Source organism: Aquibacillus kalidii (assembly GCF_014280935.1).
Classification (GTDB): Bacteria; Bacillota; Bacilli; order Bacillales; family Amphibacillaceae; genus Aquibacillus_D; species Aquibacillus_D kalidii.
In genome coordinates, this window is record NZ_JACLZI010000056.1 from 78,169 (window position 1) to 97,431 (window position 19,263).

Genomic DNA, 19,263 nt, shown 5'->3' on the forward strand with positions numbered 1-19,263 from the left:
TAGTTAAGTATTTTACTAAAGAGTTTTAGACAGACCTTACTTAGGTCTGCCCCAGCTTAACCTTATTCACCCTGATCAGTTAATATTAAAGGACCATCTTTTTTTATAACAATAGTATGTTCATACTGCGCAGAGCGCCCTCCATCAACAGTTCGAGCAGTCCAGTTATTATCATCCATTTTACTTTGCCATGTACCCTCATTTAACATTGGTTCAATTGTAACAACCATACCTTCTTTCAAACGAACCCCTTTACCAGGCTCTCCAAAATGGGGAATATGTGGATCTTCATGTATAGTTGGTCCAATTCCATGTCCTGTAAAATCACGTACAACTGAAAATCCTTCCGCTTCAGCATATTGTTGGATGGCATGACCTATGTCACCAAGTCTATTTCCTGGTACAGCTTTCTCTATCCCTTTGTATAAAGAAGCTTTCGTAACATCTAACAGTTTCTGTGTTTTCTCATCTGCTTTCCCTACCACGTAAGTCCAAGCAGAATCTGCCAACCCACCATTCAAATTAACTACCATATCTATCGTTACAATATCACCATCTACTAATTTCTCATCTCTAGGAAAGCCATGGCAAATTTCATCATTAATGGATGCACATGTAGCATACTCATAGCCGTTATAGCCTTTTTGTTCTGGGGTTGCACCATGTTTAGCTAAATATTCTTCAACGAAGGAATCGATTTCTTTTGTGGTTACACCTGGTTTTATCATCTTTGCTATTTCTCTATGGCAGTTTGCTAGCAATTTGCCCGCTTCCCCCATCATAGCTATTTCTCTTTCACTTTTTCGATTAATCATTAACTAACTTCCTTTCTGTCTATATGTACTAAGTTGTTGTGGTTATCACTTTTTTCATCATATAAAGTTTATCATATTTACCCCTGAAGTATGTTAGATAATACTCAGTTCTTTTCAAAATCAAAAGAATTCTAAAGTAAAACAGAAGTGTCCCCCTCATAGAGGGAACACTTCTCATTAATCCATATTAGTTAGTAATTAATAGCCATATCCGTAGCCTGCTCCGTAGCCATATCCAGCTCCGTAGCCGCCACCTAGCCAAGAAGAACCTACAATGATTAATAGAATAAACAACACAACAATTAACGCAAATCCTGAACCATATCCGCCTTCTACTACAGGTGCACTCATCTTTACATCCTCCTTCTACTAAATTACATCGATTTATTTGGTATTATCAGTTGATAATACGGGATCTACAATACTATAATCAGTTTGTCATCGATCCAAGCCAAGCTTAAACTAATGATTAGCTCCTATTAATAAGCTCCGTATCCGCCCCAAGAAGCACCAACAATAATTAATAGGATAAACAGCACAACGATTAGTGCAAAACCTGCACCATAACCATAACCTGCACTCATCTAATAATCCCTCCTTTAATTGGTTCACTAACATACTATGTAGCGGTTAATTAAACGGAAGGCATTTTTTAAAAAATGGGTGAAAACCTATATAGACTAGCCCATACATAAATTGATTTTATACATAAAAAAAGATAGAGGGTCGATTGAGACCCTCTATCCTTTAAACTTTACTACTTAGTATGCACCATAACCCCAAGATGCACCAATGATAATTAACAAGATGAACAATACTACGATCAACGCAAATCCTTGACCACTACCGAAACCTGCACTCATTAATAATTCCTCCTTTAATTTGTTTCACTAATAGACTATGACGCATTCTCATTTTTGGAATGGTTTTTTTATAAAATGGGTAAAAACCTATTTTATATTGTGTGGTAACTAGAGTAATGACAAAGTATCTAAAGAAGAGAGAGAATCTCTCTTCTTTAAGAAATACGTGCGCTTAATTAGTAAGCGCCATAACCCCAAGATGCACCAATGATAATTAATAGAATAAACAATACTACGATTAACGCAAATCCTTGACCATAACCGTAACCAAAGCTCATGAATTAACCCTCCTTTGTTTATTTCACTACATAGACTATGTGGTTTTAGCTAAATCGGAAGGGTATTTTATAAAAATGGGTGTTTGACTAGATAGACAGCTTTTTTCTAAGACCCTGCAGTGCTTTTAATATTCTTTGATACTCCGCTTCAAGCTCTTCTTTATTATCCTTTGGGTTAGATAAGCTTAATCGACTAAGCAACTCTGTCAGTTTAGTTTCTAGTTTCAAAATTCGTTCACCAATATCAGTCGGTGCTTTTTTTACTTTCAACGATTCCTCATATTCAGAAACAGTTCCATCAAAGGAATCGAGTATTTTGTTTTCCAAAATCCATAGATTGGTTGCAGTTGCTTGAACAAACTTTCGATCATGTGATACAAACAATACAGTTCCTTGATAATCCCTAATTAACCCTTCAACAGCTTTCAGTGCATCAAGATCTAGATGATTAGTTGGCTCATCCAGGACAAGTAAGTTGTAGTCACCGACAAGTAGTTTAGCTATAGCTATCTTAACCCTTTCCCCACCACTTAGAACTCCAATTCGCTTATTTACTGCCTCCCCATGAAGGTGGAGTCTTGCTAAAATAATACGGATTATGTGTTGAGGTAAATAACTATCCTTAGAAACATAAGCATACACCGTCTCATTTTCAGGTAGCTTTTCAAGTGCTTGATCAAAATGTGCTACTTTGATTTGTTCGGCCCTGTCTATTTCTAGATCAGTTAGTAATTGATTTATCAAAGTGGTTTTTCCACTTCCATTTTCGCCAAGAATAGCTGTTTTTGAACCTGTTCTTAGCTTTAGGGAGCTTATATTGTATAGCAGTCTATCCTGTATTTGCATCCTTAAGCGCTTGGCCATCAATATTGTTTTACGGTGAATTGGGGTTAGAGGTCGAAAATCCATTTTTACTTGATCCCATTCAATTGGTTTTTCAACCTTTTCTAACTGTTCCACTTTTCTTTGTATTACTTTTGAAACATTTTGTACCTTCTTTTGTTTTGCTTTTGCGTAATTTTTATGAAGTTGCCATTCTGAGTTCCCCATCCTTGATGGTGGTTTTAACATTCCTTTCGCTTGATTTTGTTTTTGTCTTATCGTTGCTTCCAATCGATTCTTTTCCTTTAAGTAAGTTTCATGTGCTTCATACTGCTGCCTTCTTTGTAACTCTTTTTCAGCCTCATAAAAGCTATAATTACCATTGAATTCTGTTATCTTGGTGTCTTCAAGCTCCCATATTTTGTTACAAACCGCGTCCAATAGGTGGCGGTCATGAGAAACAATTAATATAGAACCTTTATAGTTGGCTAGCTCTTTTTCTAACGCTTTAACTCGTTTCCAATCCAAATTGTTAGTAGGTTCGTCTAATAATAAAACATCTGGTTTATTTTCTAAAACTTTGTTTAGTTTAGTAATTGTCTTTTCCCCACCACTTAAATAATGATCTACACCTTCCTCTGCTCTGTTTAACTGCTCAAAGTGTGCCCAGGATCCCATCCAATTAACCCGAAAGTCTTCACCAAGTGTGTTTGTTAATGCCTTGATGAGTGAAGTCTTTCCTTGTCCGTTTCTTCCAATCAGACCAATTCTATCACCTTGATGAATGGTTATATTAGCAATATCTAAAATAGTTCGATCTCCAATCGAATATTGTATCTCGTTTGCTCTCATGTACAATAACATAAAAAAACCTCCCTGATTTTCCAGAGAGGCATTGGCATTTCAATTTAGATTCCATAATTAAAAAGCATTCATTTCGAACGAAGAGAAATGTAAATGTGCAGACTGATTCCTAATCAAGAACCGGCAAATTATAGGCTTTTAAAAATGGACATACCAACCCTATCTGGAACGAGTAAAATAAATATTTAAGACTCGTAAAAAAAATAGGATTAATACTTCATTAGCCTACAATTCATTCCCTTCCAACTTTAATTAAGATTATTATAACCTGAAAAGGATAATTATGACAAGTAATCCTTTACATTATATTGTTTTCCATTTTCAATAGTTGTAGGATTAATGAGAACATTTACTAGCACACGCGCAACGTCGTCTGTAGATCGTAGACTATTATCCTCTTTGTACTGTTTAAATGTCTCAATATCCTTAAAAGCCTGTTTATCTGCTGAACGAATATCTGCTTGCATTTCTGTATCCATAATTCCTGGATTATATAAAATCACTTTATGATCAGTATTTAATTCCTCCTGCTCTAACGCAACCGTTTCTGTAAAACGATTCAGTCCCGCCTTTGTACTACAATAAGCACTCCATCCATAAACAGAACGATTAGCAGCACCTGAAGTAACATTGGCTACGATAGCACGTGTAGTTATCCCTTTTACAGCTTGTAGCAACATATTAGTTGCTAACAACGGCGCTAAAAGGTTTAATTGAACATGATTTGTTAAATCTGCCGATGCCATACTACCTGCCCGTTCAATCGGCTCAACCATCGCCGCATTATTTACTAAATATATCAATTCTGGCTTTTCGTTTATTATACTTGTCATTACATCCATTAAGGGGGTTTCCATTGCACTATGATCAGCTAAATCTATAACAGCGTGCGTATAGGAACCTAAACCATTGTAATTCTCAAGCATCTCACTTTCACGTCTTGAAATCCCTATGACGTGTATCCCCTCGTCCATTAGTAAACGGGCAACCGACTCTCCCAGCCCTTTTGACGTTCCTGTAACAATGGCATATTTCAAAGCATTATCCTCCTTTTATAGGCATGTATGTATTCCTTTATAAATTTCTACTATATCAGCCTTTTTCATTCTAACTAACCCACTTGAGGAAGGTGCCACGTATTCAACAGCCTTTGAAACAGAATGTTCCTGTTTTCCCCATGATAGCTTTTGTTTCTTGCTATATTGCTGATAGACACCTTTCCCAACAAAACAAACTACTTTTGGTTGATACTTTTCAATTTTTTTTAGTAGTTCAATTCTCCCTTCTTGATACTCCTCCCTCGTAATTTCAGCAGCTTCTTTCGTAGGTCTAGCTACTATATTCGTTAATCCGTAACCTAATTTGAGTAAATCACTATCCTCTTCTGGTTGTAACTTTTTAGGCGTTAGACCAGATTCATGTAAGATTGACCAAAATCTGTTGTTCGGGTTTGCGAAATGATGGCCTGTCTCAGAAGAACGAATACTGGGATTAAATCCCACAAATAATATATTAAGTCCCTTTGCCAAATGATCCTGAATAGGTTTCATATTTTCTCCCCTCTATATATATTTTTTATAAGTTTAACATTTTGCCTTAGCAAAACAAAAGACGAAGGTGTTAACCAATTTCGATGCACACTCAATGATTAGTCATTCTTGTTATACTAGGTAACTTTAATTTCCCATACAAAAAAACACCTCAAATTGAGGTGTTCCCTACTTTTTATTCACTTGATTCCGTGATATTAAAGAACATCTTGTCATCAGGTTTCTTTTGATCTTCTGTTCTACGTTTTTTTGTTTGCTTATCCTTCCCCATTACACCATCAGATTCATAACTTTTATTATAGGGAATTTTCTCTTCTTTCAAAAGTAACGCCTCCTTTTGGCTTAGTATCTTACAAATTGTTTATCTATATTCTACTAATGATTACTTTATCGTGTAACGACTATAGCTTGGCTTCCCATTTGCTTCCACGCATCTTCAAAGTTTTCTCTTTTTACTTCACGATTTTTCGTTCCATATGGATCATTCAAGGATACAGTACCCTTATCATATCCAGTTAGTACAACACTATGAACACTAAACGTAATGTCAACCTCTCCAGTAGGCGTTTGCCAAGTTTGAATATCACTAACAGGTGCATACGCAGTATTGATGATCACCCAAACTGGCAGACCTTGATCCAAGTAGTAGTACAGTTCTTCCAAATTGCTACCTGTTAAATTAAGCGCTCGCTCACCTACATGATCTTTAGCCACATCATAAACAGGTCCATGATTTACACCTAGACCTGGCCCATCAACAATATCACCTACAAAACCTTCATTTGGATTGCCTTTTAAACCGCTAGCATAAGTCATTGGAACATAACGAAGCTCATTGGCTAATTCATTTTTTGTAACATCAAGTCCGTGAAATTGTAACAACATTGCAAGACTAGTTATCTCACATCCATTATATAACCTTGGTGATGCCATTTGATTGATTAACGGAACATCAAGCGGAAATTGTGCTTTTCTGTATATAGTAATGGTTTTAACTCCCTCTCTTTTATCTGTCTCAACAAGATAATCTGTATTATCTTGTATAAATGATAAAGGTATGAATAAGTTCTGTTTCAGTTCTAATACAATGTAGTTTCTTTCCGTTTTGGTGTCTTTTGTTTTGTTCAACAGATCATCCATACTGAATAATTCACTAGGTCGATGAATAGATAAATAAAATGCCTGTTCTTCATGAAAAACAGTAACCATATCAATTAACGGATTGATCATAATATTTCCTTTGACGATATTAGAAAGGTTACTTAATGGGATATAATATTGTTCCTTATAAAGTATAATCTCTTCTTCTAATTTGTTAAATTCAATATATAGCTCTATATCATTTTGCATTAAACTTTGCTCATAATCCATTTGGTAAGTTGTTTCTTCTTCCATAGTGTTAGCAACAGCAATTGCTTCTGTATCTTGCTGACTGTCACCAACATATTTACTCATGAAGACCAGTATTACTACAAAAAATAATATAAGTTTTTTTATCCATTTTCTGCTTACACCCAAATACTCACTCCTATATTTTTGGATTCAAACGACTTCCTTTTGTTAAAAAAAACTGCCTTATATTATAGCTTCATTATTTATTATTGTGTATGAATAACTATTACATATTTATGACAAAAAAAAACGAATAAGCAGGACTAATATGCTTATTCGTAGATATTCACTAAGGTTTTAATACTATTTTGATACAATTATCATCTTTTTTGTTAAACATTTCATACCCTCTTGGTGCATCATCAAGTGGCATTTCATGTGTAATAATCTTCGTAGGATCGATTTCTCCATTGACAATTTTATTATAAATTGGCTCCATGAACGATCTAGCATGCGCTTGTCCAGTTTTAATATTTATGTTTCTTGAGAAAAAGGGTCCTAAAGGAAACATGTTATATAAACCACCATAAACACCGGTTATTTGATAGGTTCCACATTTCCGAACAGCCTTTGTAGCAATTTGAATCGGTCCAAGTGTTCCTCCTTGTAGTTTCAACTTTTGCTCTACAAACTCTAGAGGTGATTTTTTCCCATCCATTCCGACACAATCTATTACTACATCTGCGCCACCCTTAGTCTCTTCTTTTAAAACTTCTCCCATGTCCTCATACTTAGTAAAATCATATACTTCAGTTTTATTCTGTTGTTTTGAAAAAGCTAATCTATTTTCGATGTAATCAACGGCTATAACACGTTTTGCCCCTTCTTTCCAAGCAAATTCTTGTGCCATCAAACCTATAGGACCACAACCAAGTACAATTACGGTATCGCCTTTTTTTACGCCAGCATTCTTAACACTCCAATACGCAGTAGGTAGTACATCCGATAAAAATAGTAAAGCATTATCTTCTAACTCACAGCTTTCTGGTATTTTGAATGGCGTATAATTTCCAAACGGAACCTTTAAATATTCAGCTTGACCCCCAGGGTGGTTTCCAAACTTTTCAGAGTACCCGAAATATCCACCTGAATCATAGTGAGGATTTGCATTATCACACTGACTCTCATGATTCTCGTTACAATACTGACATTGACCACAAGCTACAGTAAAAGGGATTACTACTCTATCTCCCTTTTTTACTTTCGTAACATTAGGCCCTACTTCTTCTACAATACCCATTGGTTCGTGGCCAATGCTATACCCTATGGGTAAAGGGAAATTCCCTTGATATAGGTGTAAATCGGAACCACAAATAGCAGTAGAGGTTATTCGAACAATTACATCTTCCTTATCTTCAACCTTAGGATATTCTTTTTTGGTAACAGCAATAGAATATTTCCCTTGATATGTGACTGCTTTCATCTTCACTTCCGTCCCTTCTACTGAATAAATTCCTCTTTATAGTGCCTTTATTATCCTTCCTTTATGTATCTATAGGGTTATTTTCCATATTACTTTTACATAACAGAGAGTAATTTTATAAGAGCTTTTAAGATGGACGATGTGAACAGGACAGAGGAGATTTTACAAACAAAAAAAACAGTTTTCCGTTGTTAAAACGAGAAAACTGTTTTGTAAACAAGAAAACCCCTTTAATAGGGGTTTTTGGTCTAAGAGATACGATTATTTAATTAAATTCCATAACCGTTAAATGTTTGCTTGCTCGTACATTTTTACAGTTTGGCATGCTGTATGGCATTTTCAAATGCAGCAACAATATCATCTGCATCTTCTATACCAACAGATATTCTAACTAGTCCTTCTGTAATACCTAGTTCTTGTTGTGTTTCCTTAGGCAAAGCACGATGAGAAGTAGTTAATGGATAAGATACTGATGTCTCTACACCAGCTAATGTTGGAACTATTTTAACCCATGATAAGGATTGGAAAAACTTCTCTACATTACATGAACCGGTGATATCAATCGAAACAATTGCACCATTACCTTTTGACGAAAAATCTTTAGGATAATAAACTTTAGCAACGGCATCATTTTTACGTAATGCATCTGCAAGAATTTGAGCATTCTTAGTATGTCGTTCCATTCTGACACTTAATGTTTTAATACCGCGACATGCCAACCATGCATCAAAAGGACTCAAGTTAGTCCCTATGTTAACAACCTTTGTTTTCGCTTTTGTGATTAGTTCTTCATTACCAACCAGTACCCCAGCAGTCACATCACTGTGACCACCTAGATACTTTGTAGCACTATGTACAACTAAGTCCACTCCTAATGTATATGGTTGGCACAAATATGGCGTAGCAAATGTATTATCGATCATGGATTTTATACCATGCTTATTTGCTATTCTTACTACTTCTTTAATATTTTCGACTCGTAGCAACGGATTAGTAACTGACTCAGAATAAATAAGCTTGGTATTGTCTTTAATATAACGCTCGATTTCTTGTTCAAAATCAACAAAAGAAACTTCTATACCAAAGTCACTCAACTCATTTGCTAATAATTGATAGGTACCTCCATATAAGTCAGTAGATGCTAATATATGATCGCCTGCTTTAACCACAGCCAAAATACCAACTAAAATAGCAGATAATCCAGATGAAGTCGCCACACCCTGAGGAGCTTCTTCTAATTGAGCAACAGCACTACCTAGTTCGTCTGAATTTGGATTACCGACCCTTGTATATAAATATTCTTTATTTCCTGTATAGAAACTTTCTAAGTCTTCTAAGTCTTTAAACTTAAAAGCAGAGGTCTGATAAATAGGTGTTACCTTACTATCTATTTTATTAGTATTATTTAACGATAGCTGTACTGATTTTGTATCAAAATTTTGCCCCATATTATATCTCTCTCCTTTGTTATCTTATTACTACTTTAACTTACAATGGATAAAAAGCCAATAAAATTAAAGATCAATTTTATTACTTTATTTATTATAAAGAAAACTAACAAGAAATATATATTCAACTTATCTTTGTTAATTTTTCCTATGGCATAAGAAACGATAATTTACCATTAAAAACGCCTACACAACAATAATAAGTATTTTAGTAAAAGTGAGCATGTATGATTATTTTCATAGCATAAATGGGAGATAATTACATTAAAGATCATTCAAGATTTTTACCCATAGAGCTTCAACTAAATAACTCCCTTATTAAAAAGAGGGGTATGGAAAATAAGATTCAATAATTGTAGCTTTGACGGTAGCATATCTATATTTTAATATAATCTAAAACAAAAAAACTTCTAGGAATTAATCTTAGAAGGTTTTTTGTTTTGCTTGGCGACATCCTACTCTCTCAGGTGCAAAGCCCCAACTACCATCGGTGTTGGAGAGCTTAAATACTGTGTTCGGCATGGGAACAGGTGTGATCTCTCCGCTATTGCCACCAAACCATATTAAGTTGAAGGTTGTACCTTCCAACGTAGATAAGAATGAGACATAAACAACAACCGTAAGCATTCTATCTACAGCTCCTAAAAGCTAGCGTATAGTTAATCCATCATTTCATACTCAAAGATCAAGTACTACATGCTGTCTTATCTATCCGTACACTTTTGAACAGTCGCTTTCGCTTTTAATTTTAGTTAAGTCCTCGATCGATTAGTATTCGTCAACTACACATGTCACCATGCTTCCACCTCGAACCTATCAACCTCTGGCTTTTCTTGGCAGTATGAAATCAGGAACTTCGGTACTATAGTTTCCTCCCATCACAGCTTGTGATTGCCAGACGGATTTGCCTATCTGACTCATTCACTGCTTAGGCGCGCATATCCAGCAGCGCGCTTTCCTTATCCTACATTGTTCAAACGGTCACGAGGTGGTACAGGAATGTAGGTACACGGTTTCAGGATCTCTTTCACTCCCCCTTCCGGTGATGAGGGATTTCTACATATACCATGATCTTCCCCTTTATCCTATCTAATGGTAGCCATTAATCATCTTTACCTTGATTCATAGAAAGGTTTCTATCTTCTATTCATTAAACTAATTATTTATATCCATACTATTTATCCTAAATTGATATTTTTCCAAATCTACTATATCATCTTTTACTGTAATGCCCTCATTTTCTAAAAAATACTTTTGTGACTGAAGTCCTTCTCCAGACAGACTTATTTCTCCTAGTCTATTTATTACTCTATACCAAGGTAGTGAATATTTCTCGCTCATAGAATGCAATATTCTAGCCACTTGCCTTGCTGCTCTCGGGTTCCCAGCAAGTGTTGCAACTTGTCCATAAGTCATTACTTTACCAAACGGAATTGCCTTTACCACACTTAGAACATTCTCTGTAAATATCTCCATAAATACTCTCCCTTTCTCCTTCTCCTATCGTATAATTAATTCCTTCAGATACACATTCAATATTCACAAAATACCTCGGCTAAAAAACAAGTAAAGAATTGCACAATTAAATATTGTTTTCAACTGGAGGATTGATTAGATACTTGATTTTAAATATGTTCTTATTCATATAGATATTGACTCTCTTTCTTTATTTTGTTCATCCTTTGATTAATCTTACTGAGCGCTCTTTCTGTTACATTTAAGTTAGTACCCTCTATATATACATACCTTGTAAATACCCTCTTTAATTATGCGCTTTTTGACCAACAATCAAGAAAAAAGAGTAACCCTATATGGATTACTCTTTACCCTCTTTTATTTTTTCCTCAACCAAGCCACACTCATAGTACCATATCCGGTATGGACACCAGCAACAGGAACAAGTGTCTGAATTTTAACTTTCATCTCTTGATGAATCTTTTCTAGTTCATCTTTCCACTTATTAGCCTGTTCAAGTACACCCGCATGTAAAATACACATTTCTTTTAATTGATGCTTTTCTACCGCGTCACTAATTAAGTCAAATACTTTTCGTTTCGCTCTCTTTTTAATTCTCACTTTATCATGAACAACAACTTTCCCATTATCAAAACCAAGAATAAGATTAATGTGAAGGAGAGTCGCAAATACAGATTGAGTAGTGCTTACTCTTCCACTTTTCCTTAATTGATCCAGACTTTCTGGCAAAAGATACATCTCAGCTAAATCTGGATAAGTTCTCATTTCCATAACAATTTCTTCGTAGCTCTTGCCTTGGTTCTCAAGTTCAAGTCCATTTTCAATCATTTTCCCCAGGGCATAGTCGCCGATTTTTGAATCAATGACTTGTACTGGAAAACCAGTCATCTCTGATGCACTAATTGAGCTTTGATACGTTCCGGTCAACTGGCTTGATGCGTGGACAGCTATTCCGTAATCGTATTCTTCTTTAAGTTTTTCATATAAAGTAATAAAATCTCCATAAGATGGCTGACTTGTCTTTGCGCCATCTCCATGCTCTTTCAGTAATTCATAAAATTGTTCCTTCGAGATATCCACGTCTTCTTTATAAGATTTACCATTAACAATAACGTTTAGTGGTAAGACATGAATATTATGCTTTTCAATAAAGTCCTTTGAAAATCCACAAGTACTATCTGTAATCCATGCGATTCTTTTCATGATAATCCCCATTCTACACTTTGTTATCTTTAGACGAACAATATAATTAAGTCATTATTGACTATTTTACTGTATTATACATCATGTGTAAAATTTTCTACCATTATCCGAATCTATAGTAAACGAGTATAAAGGTAGCCAACACAAAAATAAAGTTTAGAAAGACAAACACCATTTGATCAAGCCTTGTCTTATGAATTCTAATTGGTGGATGATAGAACGAAACACCTTCAATGATAAAAATGATTAAAACAATATGGATCATGGCGTGTCCGATTATTTCCGTCATTCCAAATATGGTTGTAGTTAAAATGAAAATAATTGTAACAACTACGGCCAAAATTCTATTCAAAATACCAACTACTAATAAATAACCTACAACAAATTCTACAAACGCTGCCATGACGATGAACAAAGCAGGTTCGAAACCGAATGTTGGGACGTGATGACTCTCTACAATATTTATTGTCATTCCAGGGTATACCCATTTCTCTACAGCAACCCAGCATAAACTTAATCCTGTTCCTAAGTATAAGAAAGGGAATCCCCAATCCTCTAACTTGGTGCTGCCAACTAGAAGTACTCCAATAATGGCAATGTAAAACCCATAGTCAAGCATGTAAAACCAACCTGTGTCAATCCACTCGTACACAAATAAACCTAACATTAATAACGCCGCAATCTTGGTAGAAATATGATGTGGTACGAGTAAAAACGCTATTATTACCCACATCATGATTGCTTCCCACATATAATTAATAGCAAAGTCAGGAGCAAACATCGTTCCCGATAACACTTGAATAATAAATGCAAACGCAGTTCCGTATTTTAAAATATATCGAGAATACTTTCGAAGTCGATCCAGACCATTATCCACTTTTTTAGCGATAGGTATATCTAATAATTTATGCATCACTTGGGATAAAATTGCTAATAACAAAGCTATTAGCAAGGCGAAAGTAATGAAGAATGGTGACAAAATTTCTTCAATTGACACCTTTTCCGGTGGTACTTCTGCAAACCATTTAACATGCCCATAAACTATCATAGGAGTAAAAAGAATAATCCAAAACATAAATAAAGATAATTTCTTACTCAAAACTTTTCTCTCCTTTTGTTCAAGATATTAATTTTCTGTGTTATTATCCACAGAATATCGTCAATTATGATAATTTATTTAAGTCAATCTTTCTTTCCATCATTTTATTTACCCGTCCAACTTTTATTAGAAACATTAAAAGCCCCTTCTCACACTGTGAAAGAGACTTTTAACAATCGTTATAAAGATAAGCATTAACCATAGAAATACTCCTTAAATTTTATGATTACTTTATTTAGGTCTGCGTTGATTTATAAACTCCTGAATATCTATTTCATTATACATCCATTTTACTCCTAACTTTGCTTTGCAATGTATCTTACTTCTTCTTTCTTTCTGCTCTAAGTATAGCTACTTCCAATCTTTACCTTAACCGGTTTAGGAATGAAAAAGAGTACGACCACGGTCTGATTCTAAATCAGCCTTTTTTTTATATGAATGGAACATTAAATATTAGGTACTCTAATATCGAAAGGAGCAGTGAACAATGGAACTATACAATTTAGTGCTAAGAATCGTACTGTCCTTTGGTGTTCTGTTGGCTTTAACCAGAATTATGGGAAGAAAGGAGTTATCACAGTTAACTTTCTTTAATTTTGTATCAGGAATTTCTATTGGTTCCATCGGTGCAATGTTAACTGTCAATAGTACCCTTTCTATAAGGAACGGGGTTATTGCTTTAGTGGGTTGGAGTTTGCTAACAATTGTAATGGGTTATCTTGACATTAAATCTAAAACAGCAAGAAAAGCTATTGTTGGACAACCTATGATCCTAATTAAAAATGGAGAAATTATGGAAAGTGAAATGAGAAAAGCCCGTTTGGATATTGATGCCCTTAACTCAATGCTAAGACAAAAAAACGTATTTTCACTTAAAGATGTTCAGTACGGGATTTTAGAAACAGATGGAAAATTGTCTGTGATGAAAAAAGACTACAAACAAAATGCTACACGTGCGGATATTGGGGCCCAAACAGCCTCCCCCTCCAATCAGTTCGATATCTCTACAAAAGTAATTTCGGACGGTAATATAGAAACTAAAAATTTAAAAAAACTGAATTTAGACGAGAACTGGTTAAATGAAAAGCTATCTGAAGCAGGTATTGATGACGCATCAGATGTTTTTTATGCAGAAGTCCAAAAAGATGGCAGCTTATATATCGATAGCAAAGATGATGTGGTGCATTAAAAAAGAAGTGATGAGACTACTTCCTCATCACTTCTTCTATCAACTTCTTCCAATCACTAGCTGACAACGTGGCCTCTGCCCCACCCTGTGCAAAACTGTCATTGCCTCCACCTTTACCGTTAACTAGTTCAAGTGCATTTTTTAAAAGTGTCTTCATACTTGCCTCCACTTTATTTCCTCTAGCACACACAATCTGAAATTTATTTTCATTTTTAGTAATTAGTACGATAATTGAAGTATTAACTTTAGCAACTACTTGCCTTGCCAAATATTGAACATCTTTCATTTCTTTATTTTCCAACAACTTGATTATAACCTGGTTATCGATCTCCTTCATTTCCCGAACATAACTGTCCGCCTCCAAAGATAAAACATTTTCATTTGCCTCTTTTAGTTTCTTTTTCGTTTCTAAATATTGCTGATTCAATTTTACTACCGATTCTGAAAGTTTAGGTTCAGGAGCGTTTAATAATTGAGTTAATTGGATAGTAATTTGATGTTTTGTCTCTAATTGTTGTAAAACCCGATTCCCACAAACAAACCTAACTCTCACTTGCCCTTTTTGCTTTTCCCAATCCAAGACTTTTAACGAAGCTACTTGCCCCGTTGAGCTCGGATGTGTGCCGCCACAACCATTATAGTCAAAGTCCGGAATAATCACCAAACGAATATTCTCCTTCACAGTTAGCTTCTTTCGGAGTTGATATTGTTCTAACTCCTGTTCTGATACCCATCTAGTTTCAATAGGCCTGTTTTCTAGGATAATGTCGTTTACTTTTTTCTCAATCAATTGTGCCTCAGCCTTCGTTAAGCTTTCTATATCAAGGTCAATTGTGCAGGTATCCTGTCCTAAATGAAAGCTAACTGTTTTATAGCTTAACAATTCTTCAAAGGCTGCTGATAATAGATGTTGTCCTGCATGCTGCTGCATGTGGTCAAATCGTCTATTCCAATCAATTTCTCCTGTAATCCTATCTTTTTCTGGTAGGTAATTTTCTATATAATGACGCAACTGTCCTCCAACCTCTTCGACATTTACTATATGAACATCACCAAGTATTCCTAAGTCATTAGGTTGCCCACCACCAGTTGGATAAAAAGCGGTCTGATCTAAGACGACATAATATCCAAATTCATCTTCGTTTTGTTCCACGATTTCCGCTTCAAAACTTTGTTGATAGGGATCCTGATAAAATAATTTAACCGTCACATTCCCACTCCTATTACCCTTATAAATTGGACATGCATTTTGTTTCATTTTATTAGAATTAGATAGAAATATCCATTATGAGATTGTTTTTAATGAAACATGGTGCGAAAATATAGTCTAGCAATAGCAAGTATGACTTTGGAGGGATTTTTTAATGCGTAGGTCCAGACCTCAACTTATTCTTGATATAGGTGGAGTCCTTGCCCCAAATTTAGATGAATTTTGGATAGAAATAGCCGAACAAGCGAAAACACCACACTCGGAAATCCGTTCTCATTATAAGCAAGAAATTAGCGATTCTTTATGGACGGGGAAAATAACAGAAACAGAGTTCTGGAGTTGGTTTAGAAAATATCCTACTATTAACATTGATCAAGCTAGAGAGTTTCTTATGTCTATTTTAAAGCCACTCCCAGCAGTTAAATATATACCAATTTGGAGTTCCTCTGTGGATATTCATATTCTTAGTAATCACAGAATTGAATGGATCAGGCCGTTACTAGAACCTGTTGAGTCCTACTTAACTAGTGTTACTATCTCTAGTCAGATAGGCTTTTATAAACCGAATCCAGCTATATTCAAGGAAATTACAAAACAGATAGATTCCCATAATAATATTTTGTTTGTAGACGATTCGAAAAGCAATTTAACTATCGGAACAGACCTAGGTTGGGATACCTTACTAGCAGATAAGGATGGTAAATGGATAGAAACCGTCCAGAATTATATCTTATCTATTGATAGCAAAAAAAATAGGCCCACCATTTAATGGTAAGCCTATTTATGTTTAGTGAGCAGCGTGGCCTGTTGTTAGTATCCAGATAGATCCCACAACAATAACTACTGCTAAAAATACACTATAAGTGATATTAATAATATTAATGACACCTGATTTTCCTTCTGTAATGTGCATAAACATAAATAATTGGATGGCAGCTTGTAAGATAGCTAGTGTACCAATTATAAACATGACTGTTGATTTAGAGAAATCAGTGTATTGAACCATCAATACTGCGAAAATAGTTAATGCAATTGAAAGGAAAAAGCCGATAACGTGATTCCACGGAAACCCTTTATGACCTTTAGACATGCTACATCATTCCTTTCAAATAAACAAATGTAAAGATAAAGATCCAAACTACATCCAGGAAGTGCCAATACAGACTAGCAACAAATACTTTACGTGCTGTTACAGGAGTAATTCCTCTCTTCATCATTTGGATAATTAATAGGGTTACCCATCCAATCCCTAACGAAACGTGAAGTCCGTGAGTTCCTAATAGGGTGAAGAAACCAGAAAGGAAACCACTTGTTTGGATGGTAGCTCCTTCATGTACATAATGAATAAATTCAGAAATCTCCATGTACACAAATCCTAATCCAAGCAACAACGTTACGATTAACCAGACAATCGTATCACGCTTATTACCATTACGCATCTCGTGAATAGCTAACCCACAAGTAAAACTACTAGTTAATAGTAGGAATGTTTCAATTAATACTTCTTTCAACATAAACAACTCTTCGCCTGTTGGACCTCCAGCAGTGTTATGTTCTAATACAAAATACGAAGCAAACAAAGTGGAGAAAAGCACGATCTCTGCGCCTAAGAAAATCCAAAAGCCGAGAATAGTCATTTGGTTTTGTTGACCTTGATATTCTAACGGTGTAGTTGATTGTGAACTCATTTTAGATCACCTCTCCACTTACGTTCTGTCTCTTCTACTTCCTCAACGGAAACATGATAACCATGATCATAATCGAAGGAATTTAGAATAAGACCAATTACAATCAATACAGCTGAAATAGCAGCTGGGATAAACCACTCAAATACTAGGAAGAACCCTACAATACCGAAAGCGACAGCCATAAATAATGGTGTCCATGAATTACTCGGCATGTGAATTTCCTCGATTTCATTTTTCTTCAATCCCGTAATGCCGGCTTTTTTATTTTCCCAGAATTCATCTAACTGAGATACCTCTGGTACTTTTGCAAAATTATAATGTGGTGGTGGTGATGCTGTTGCCCATTCTAATGTTCGAGCATCCCACGGATCATTTCCTACATCACGTGATGCATAACGGAAACTCCAATAAATGTTATAACATAATGCTGCGAAACCTGCTGCTAGTATTAAGGCACCAATTGCTGATAACCCTAGTAATGGTCCCCATCCAGTGCTAGCAGAATACGTGAACATACGACGTGACATACCATCTAATCCAACAAAGAACATTGGCATGAATGTTACGTTGAAACCAATAACGAATAACCAGAAATGCCAGTATCCAATTTTCTCATTTAATTTAAACCCAAACATTTTTGGCCACCAGTAGTAAAGTCCAGCAAACACCGCAAAAACAACACCCGGAATCAATACGTAGTGGAAGTGTGCCACTAAGAACATAGTATTGTGATACTGGTAATCAGCTGCTGCCATCGCTAACATAACACCTGTTACCCCACCAATGGTGAAACAAGGTATGAATGCTAGAGACCAAAGCATCGCATTGGTGAATTTAATTCGACCTTTACGCATTGTAAATAACCAGTTGAATATTTTAACACCTGTCGGGATAGCAATCGCCATTGTTGTAATCGAGAATACAGAGTTAACAGCACCACTATTACCCATTGTGTAGAAATGGTGAACCCATACAAGCATACTTAAGAATGCAATCCCCACGATTGAAGCCACCATTGATTTATATCCGTAAAGGTTCTTACGCGAGAATGTAGAGATAACTTCCGAGAACATACCAAATGCTGGTAAAACCACGATATAAACTTCAGGGTGTCCCCAAAGCCAGAATAGATTTAACCATAGCATCGGGTCCCCACCAGCTGCTACCGTAAAGAAATGAGTTCCAAATAAACGGTCAAGCGTCATAAACGCTAAAGCAACGGTTAAAATCGGGAAAGCTGCAACGATAATAACGTTTGTTACTAATGCCGTCCAAGTAAACATTGGCATTTTCATCAAAGTCATACCAGGAGCTCTCATCTTTAAGATTGTTACTATAAAGTTAACGCCCGTCGCTAGTGTACCTATACCAGCAATTTGCAAAGCAATTGCATAATAGTTGTTTCCTACACCAGGGGTAAATTCTTTACCTGCAAGTGGGAAATACGCTGTCCATCCAGCATCCGGTGAACCACCAATTACGAAGGAGATGTTGAATAACATTGCCCCTACAAAAAACACCCAAAAACTAAGTGCATTCAACTTTGGAAAAGCAACATCACGCGCGCCAATTTGTAATGGAATAACAACGTTCATAATCCCAATTAACATCGGCATCGCCATAAATAAAATCATAATAACACCATGTGTGGTAAATACTTCATCATAGTGTTGTGCATCTAAAAATTCTAATTCCGGTCTTGATGTTTGAGCTTTCATCATTAGCCCATCGACACCACCGCGGAAAAACATCACTACACCTGCAAGAATATACATAATACCTATTTTTTTATGGTCTACTGTTGTGAACCATTCTTTCCATAGCCACTTCCATCTTTTCAGGTAAGTAACTAGAACGACTAATCCAACCATTGTTAATGCAATCGCAATTTGCGAAGCTAGGATTAATGGGTCACCAGTAACAAAAAATTGATCCCAAGTCAT

The 19,263-nt window shown here is 35.6% G+C and carries 20 protein-coding genes, 1 rRNA gene and 1 pseudogene; 2 read left to right on the top strand and 20 right to left on the bottom strand.

Going from position 1 to position 19,263, the window contains the following annotated elements; all coding sequences use genetic code 11:
* Positions 1-62: 62 nt before the first annotated feature.
* The 16 genes and pseudogenes from map to H7K77_RS16230 form a co-directional block, all read right to left on the bottom strand.
* The gene (gene map, locus H7K77_RS16155) at positions 63-815 is read right to left on the bottom strand and encodes a type I methionyl aminopeptidase (protein ID WP_186579226.1); all 753 of its coding nucleotides are present in this window, start codon (positions 813-815) and stop codon (positions 63-65) included.
* 249 nt (positions 816-1,064) lie between these two features.
* Positions 1,065-1,166 (bottom strand): annotated as a pseudogene (locus H7K77_RS16160) (YjcZ family sporulation protein); the annotation flags it as partial.
* A 128-nt stretch (positions 1,167-1,294) separates the two neighbouring features.
* Complete coding sequence (locus H7K77_RS16165) at positions 1,295-1,399, bottom strand: YjcZ family sporulation protein (protein ID WP_186579230.1); 105 nt, start codon at positions 1,397-1,399, stop codon at positions 1,295-1,297.
* Between the two features lie 177 nt (positions 1,400-1,576).
* The gene (locus H7K77_RS16170) at positions 1,577-1,678 is read right to left on the bottom strand and encodes a YjcZ family sporulation protein (protein WP_186579232.1); all 102 of its coding nucleotides are present in this window, start codon (positions 1,676-1,678) and stop codon (positions 1,577-1,579) included.
* A gap of 176 nt (positions 1,679-1,854) precedes the next feature.
* Positions 1,855-1,956 carry a YjcZ family sporulation protein gene (locus H7K77_RS16175; protein WP_186579234.1) on the bottom strand — a complete coding sequence of 34 codons (102 nt, stop codon included), beginning with the start codon at positions 1,954-1,956 and terminating at the stop codon, positions 1,855-1,857.
* A gap of 87 nt (positions 1,957-2,043) precedes the next feature.
* On the bottom strand, positions 2,044-3,642 hold the full coding sequence (gene abc-f / locus H7K77_RS16180) for a ribosomal protection-like ABC-F family protein (protein ID WP_186579236.1): 1,599 nt from the start codon (positions 3,640-3,642) through the stop codon (positions 2,044-2,046).
* Positions 3,643-3,923: 281 nt separating this feature from the next.
* A complete protein-coding gene (locus tag H7K77_RS16185; RefSeq protein ID WP_186579238.1) occupies positions 3,924-4,679 on the bottom strand; it encodes a (S)-benzoin forming benzil reductase in 756 nt (251 codons plus the stop codon).
* Between the two features lie 15 nt (positions 4,680-4,694).
* Positions 4,695-5,192 carry a G/U mismatch-specific DNA glycosylase gene (gene mug / locus H7K77_RS16190; RefSeq protein WP_186579240.1) on the bottom strand — a complete coding sequence of 166 codons (498 nt, stop codon included), beginning with the start codon at positions 5,190-5,192 and terminating at the stop codon, positions 4,695-4,697.
* Positions 5,193-5,367: 175 nt separating this feature from the next.
* Positions 5,368-5,514, bottom strand: coding sequence for a hypothetical protein (locus tag H7K77_RS16195; RefSeq protein WP_186579576.1), 147 nt, complete (start codon positions 5,512-5,514; stop codon positions 5,368-5,370).
* Between the two features lie 65 nt (positions 5,515-5,579).
* Positions 5,580-6,647: a C39 family peptidase gene (locus tag H7K77_RS16200; protein ID WP_235988964.1), complete on the bottom strand. Its 1,068-nt coding sequence runs from the start codon at positions 6,645-6,647 to the stop codon at positions 5,580-5,582.
* 226 nt (positions 6,648-6,873) lie between these two features.
* Positions 6,874-8,007, bottom strand: a complete 1,134-nt coding sequence (locus tag H7K77_RS16205) for a zinc-dependent alcohol dehydrogenase (protein ID WP_186579539.1) — start codon at positions 8,005-8,007, stop codon at positions 6,874-6,876.
* A gap of 311 nt (positions 8,008-8,318) precedes the next feature.
* Entirely contained in the window at positions 8,319-9,455 is a 1,137-nt protein-coding gene (locus H7K77_RS16210; protein WP_186579241.1) for a trans-sulfuration enzyme family protein, read from the bottom strand.
* Between the two features lie 442 nt (positions 9,456-9,897).
* Positions 9,898-10,013, bottom strand: a 5S ribosomal RNA gene (gene rrf / locus H7K77_RS16215).
* A gap of 597 nt (positions 10,014-10,610) precedes the next feature.
* On the bottom strand, positions 10,611-10,931 hold the full coding sequence (locus tag H7K77_RS16220) for an MGMT family protein (protein WP_186579243.1): 321 nt from the start codon (positions 10,929-10,931) through the stop codon (positions 10,611-10,613).
* A gap of 357 nt (positions 10,932-11,288) precedes the next feature.
* Entirely contained in the window at positions 11,289-12,134 is an 846-nt protein-coding gene (locus tag H7K77_RS16225) for a DegV family protein (protein WP_186579245.1), read from the bottom strand.
* A gap of 103 nt (positions 12,135-12,237) precedes the next feature.
* Positions 12,238-13,233, bottom strand: a complete 996-nt coding sequence (locus tag H7K77_RS16230) for a DoxX family membrane protein (RefSeq protein ID WP_328701143.1) — start codon at positions 13,231-13,233, stop codon at positions 12,238-12,240.
* Positions 13,234-13,720: 487 nt separating this feature from the next.
* Here H7K77_RS16230 and H7K77_RS16235 point away from each other — a divergent pair, with 487 nt between their 5' ends.
* Complete coding sequence (locus H7K77_RS16235; protein ID WP_186579247.1) at positions 13,721-14,422, top strand: YetF domain-containing protein; 702 nt, start codon at positions 13,721-13,723, stop codon at positions 14,420-14,422.
* Positions 14,423-14,438: 16 nt separating this feature from the next.
* Here H7K77_RS16235 and H7K77_RS16240 read toward each other — a convergent pair whose 3' ends face one another.
* Positions 14,439-15,632 carry an alanyl-tRNA editing protein gene (locus H7K77_RS16240; RefSeq protein ID WP_328701144.1) on the bottom strand — a complete coding sequence of 398 codons (1,194 nt, stop codon included), beginning with the start codon at positions 15,630-15,632 and terminating at the stop codon, positions 14,439-14,441.
* 154 nt (positions 15,633-15,786) lie between these two features.
* On the opposite strand from H7K77_RS16240, the gene H7K77_RS16245 reads away from it, so the two are divergent.
* Positions 15,787-16,401 (top strand): HAD family hydrolase, encoded by a 615-nt coding sequence (locus tag H7K77_RS16245; RefSeq protein ID WP_186579251.1) that lies wholly within the window; start codon positions 15,787-15,789, stop codon positions 16,399-16,401.
* A gap of 18 nt (positions 16,402-16,419) precedes the next feature.
* Here H7K77_RS16245 and qoxD read toward each other — a convergent pair whose 3' ends face one another.
* From qoxD to qoxB, 3 genes are read right to left on the bottom strand one after another with little or no spacing between them, the layout of a single operon-like run.
* Complete coding sequence (gene qoxD, locus H7K77_RS16250) at positions 16,420-16,722, bottom strand: cytochrome aa3 quinol oxidase subunit IV (RefSeq protein WP_186579253.1); 303 nt, start codon at positions 16,720-16,722, stop codon at positions 16,420-16,422.
* A gap of 1 nt (position 16,723) precedes the next feature.
* Positions 16,724-17,320, bottom strand: coding sequence for a cytochrome aa3 quinol oxidase subunit III (gene qoxC, locus H7K77_RS16255; protein ID WP_186579255.1), 597 nt, complete (start codon positions 17,318-17,320; stop codon positions 16,724-16,726).
* On the bottom strand, positions 17,317-19,263 hold the full coding sequence (qoxB, locus tag H7K77_RS16260) for a cytochrome aa3 quinol oxidase subunit I (RefSeq protein WP_186579256.1): 1,947 nt from the start codon (positions 19,261-19,263) through the stop codon (positions 17,317-17,319). The genes qoxC and qoxB overlap by 4 nt, the downstream gene beginning before the upstream one ends.

Coding starts and splice junctions, on each gene's coding strand:
- map (WP_186579226.1), bottom strand. CDS start 815: ATGATTAATCGAAAAAGTGAAAGAGAAATAGCTATGATGGGGGAAGCG.
- H7K77_RS16165 (WP_186579230.1), bottom strand. CDS start 1,399: ATGAGTGCAGGTTATGGTTATGGTGCAGGTTTTGCACTAATCGTTGTG.
- H7K77_RS16170 (WP_186579232.1), bottom strand. CDS start 1,678: ATGAGTGCAGGTTTCGGTAGTGGTCAAGGATTTGCGTTGATCGTAGTA.
- H7K77_RS16175 (WP_186579234.1), bottom strand. CDS start 1,956: ATGAGCTTTGGTTACGGTTATGGTCAAGGATTTGCGTTAATCGTAGTA.
- abc-f (WP_186579236.1), bottom strand. CDS start 3,642: ATGTTATTGTACATGAGAGCAAACGAGATACAATATTCGATTGGAGAT.
- mug (WP_186579240.1), bottom strand. CDS start 5,192: ATGAAACCTATTCAGGATCATTTGGCAAAGGGACTTAATATATTATTT.
- H7K77_RS16200 (WP_235988964.1), bottom strand. CDS start 6,647: ATGAGTAAATATGTTGGTGACAGTCAGCAAGATACAGAAGCAATTGCT.
- H7K77_RS16205 (WP_186579539.1), bottom strand. CDS start 8,007: ATGAAAGCAGTCACATATCAAGGGAAATATTCTATTGCTGTTACCAAA.
- H7K77_RS16210 (WP_186579241.1), bottom strand. CDS start 9,455: ATGGGGCAAAATTTTGATACAAAATCAGTACAGCTATCGTTAAATAAT.
- H7K77_RS16220 (WP_186579243.1), bottom strand. CDS start 10,931: ATGGAGATATTTACAGAGAATGTTCTAAGTGTGGTAAAGGCAATTCCG.
- H7K77_RS16225 (WP_186579245.1), bottom strand. CDS start 12,134: ATGAAAAGAATCGCATGGATTACAGATAGTACTTGTGGATTTTCAAAG.
- H7K77_RS16235 (WP_186579247.1), top strand. CDS start 13,721: ATGGAACTATACAATTTAGTGCTAAGAATCGTACTGTCCTTTGGTGTT.
- H7K77_RS16245 (WP_186579251.1), top strand. CDS start 15,787: ATGCGTAGGTCCAGACCTCAACTTATTCTTGATATAGGTGGAGTCCTT.
- qoxD (WP_186579253.1), bottom strand. CDS start 16,722: ATGTCTAAAGGTCATAAAGGGTTTCCGTGGAATCACGTTATCGGCTTT.
- qoxC (WP_186579255.1), bottom strand. CDS start 17,320: ATGAGTTCACAATCAACTACACCGTTAGAATATCAAGGTCAACAAAAC.
- qoxB (WP_186579256.1), bottom strand. CDS start 19,263: ATGACTTGGGATCAATTTTTTGTTACTGGTGACCCATTAATCCTAGCT.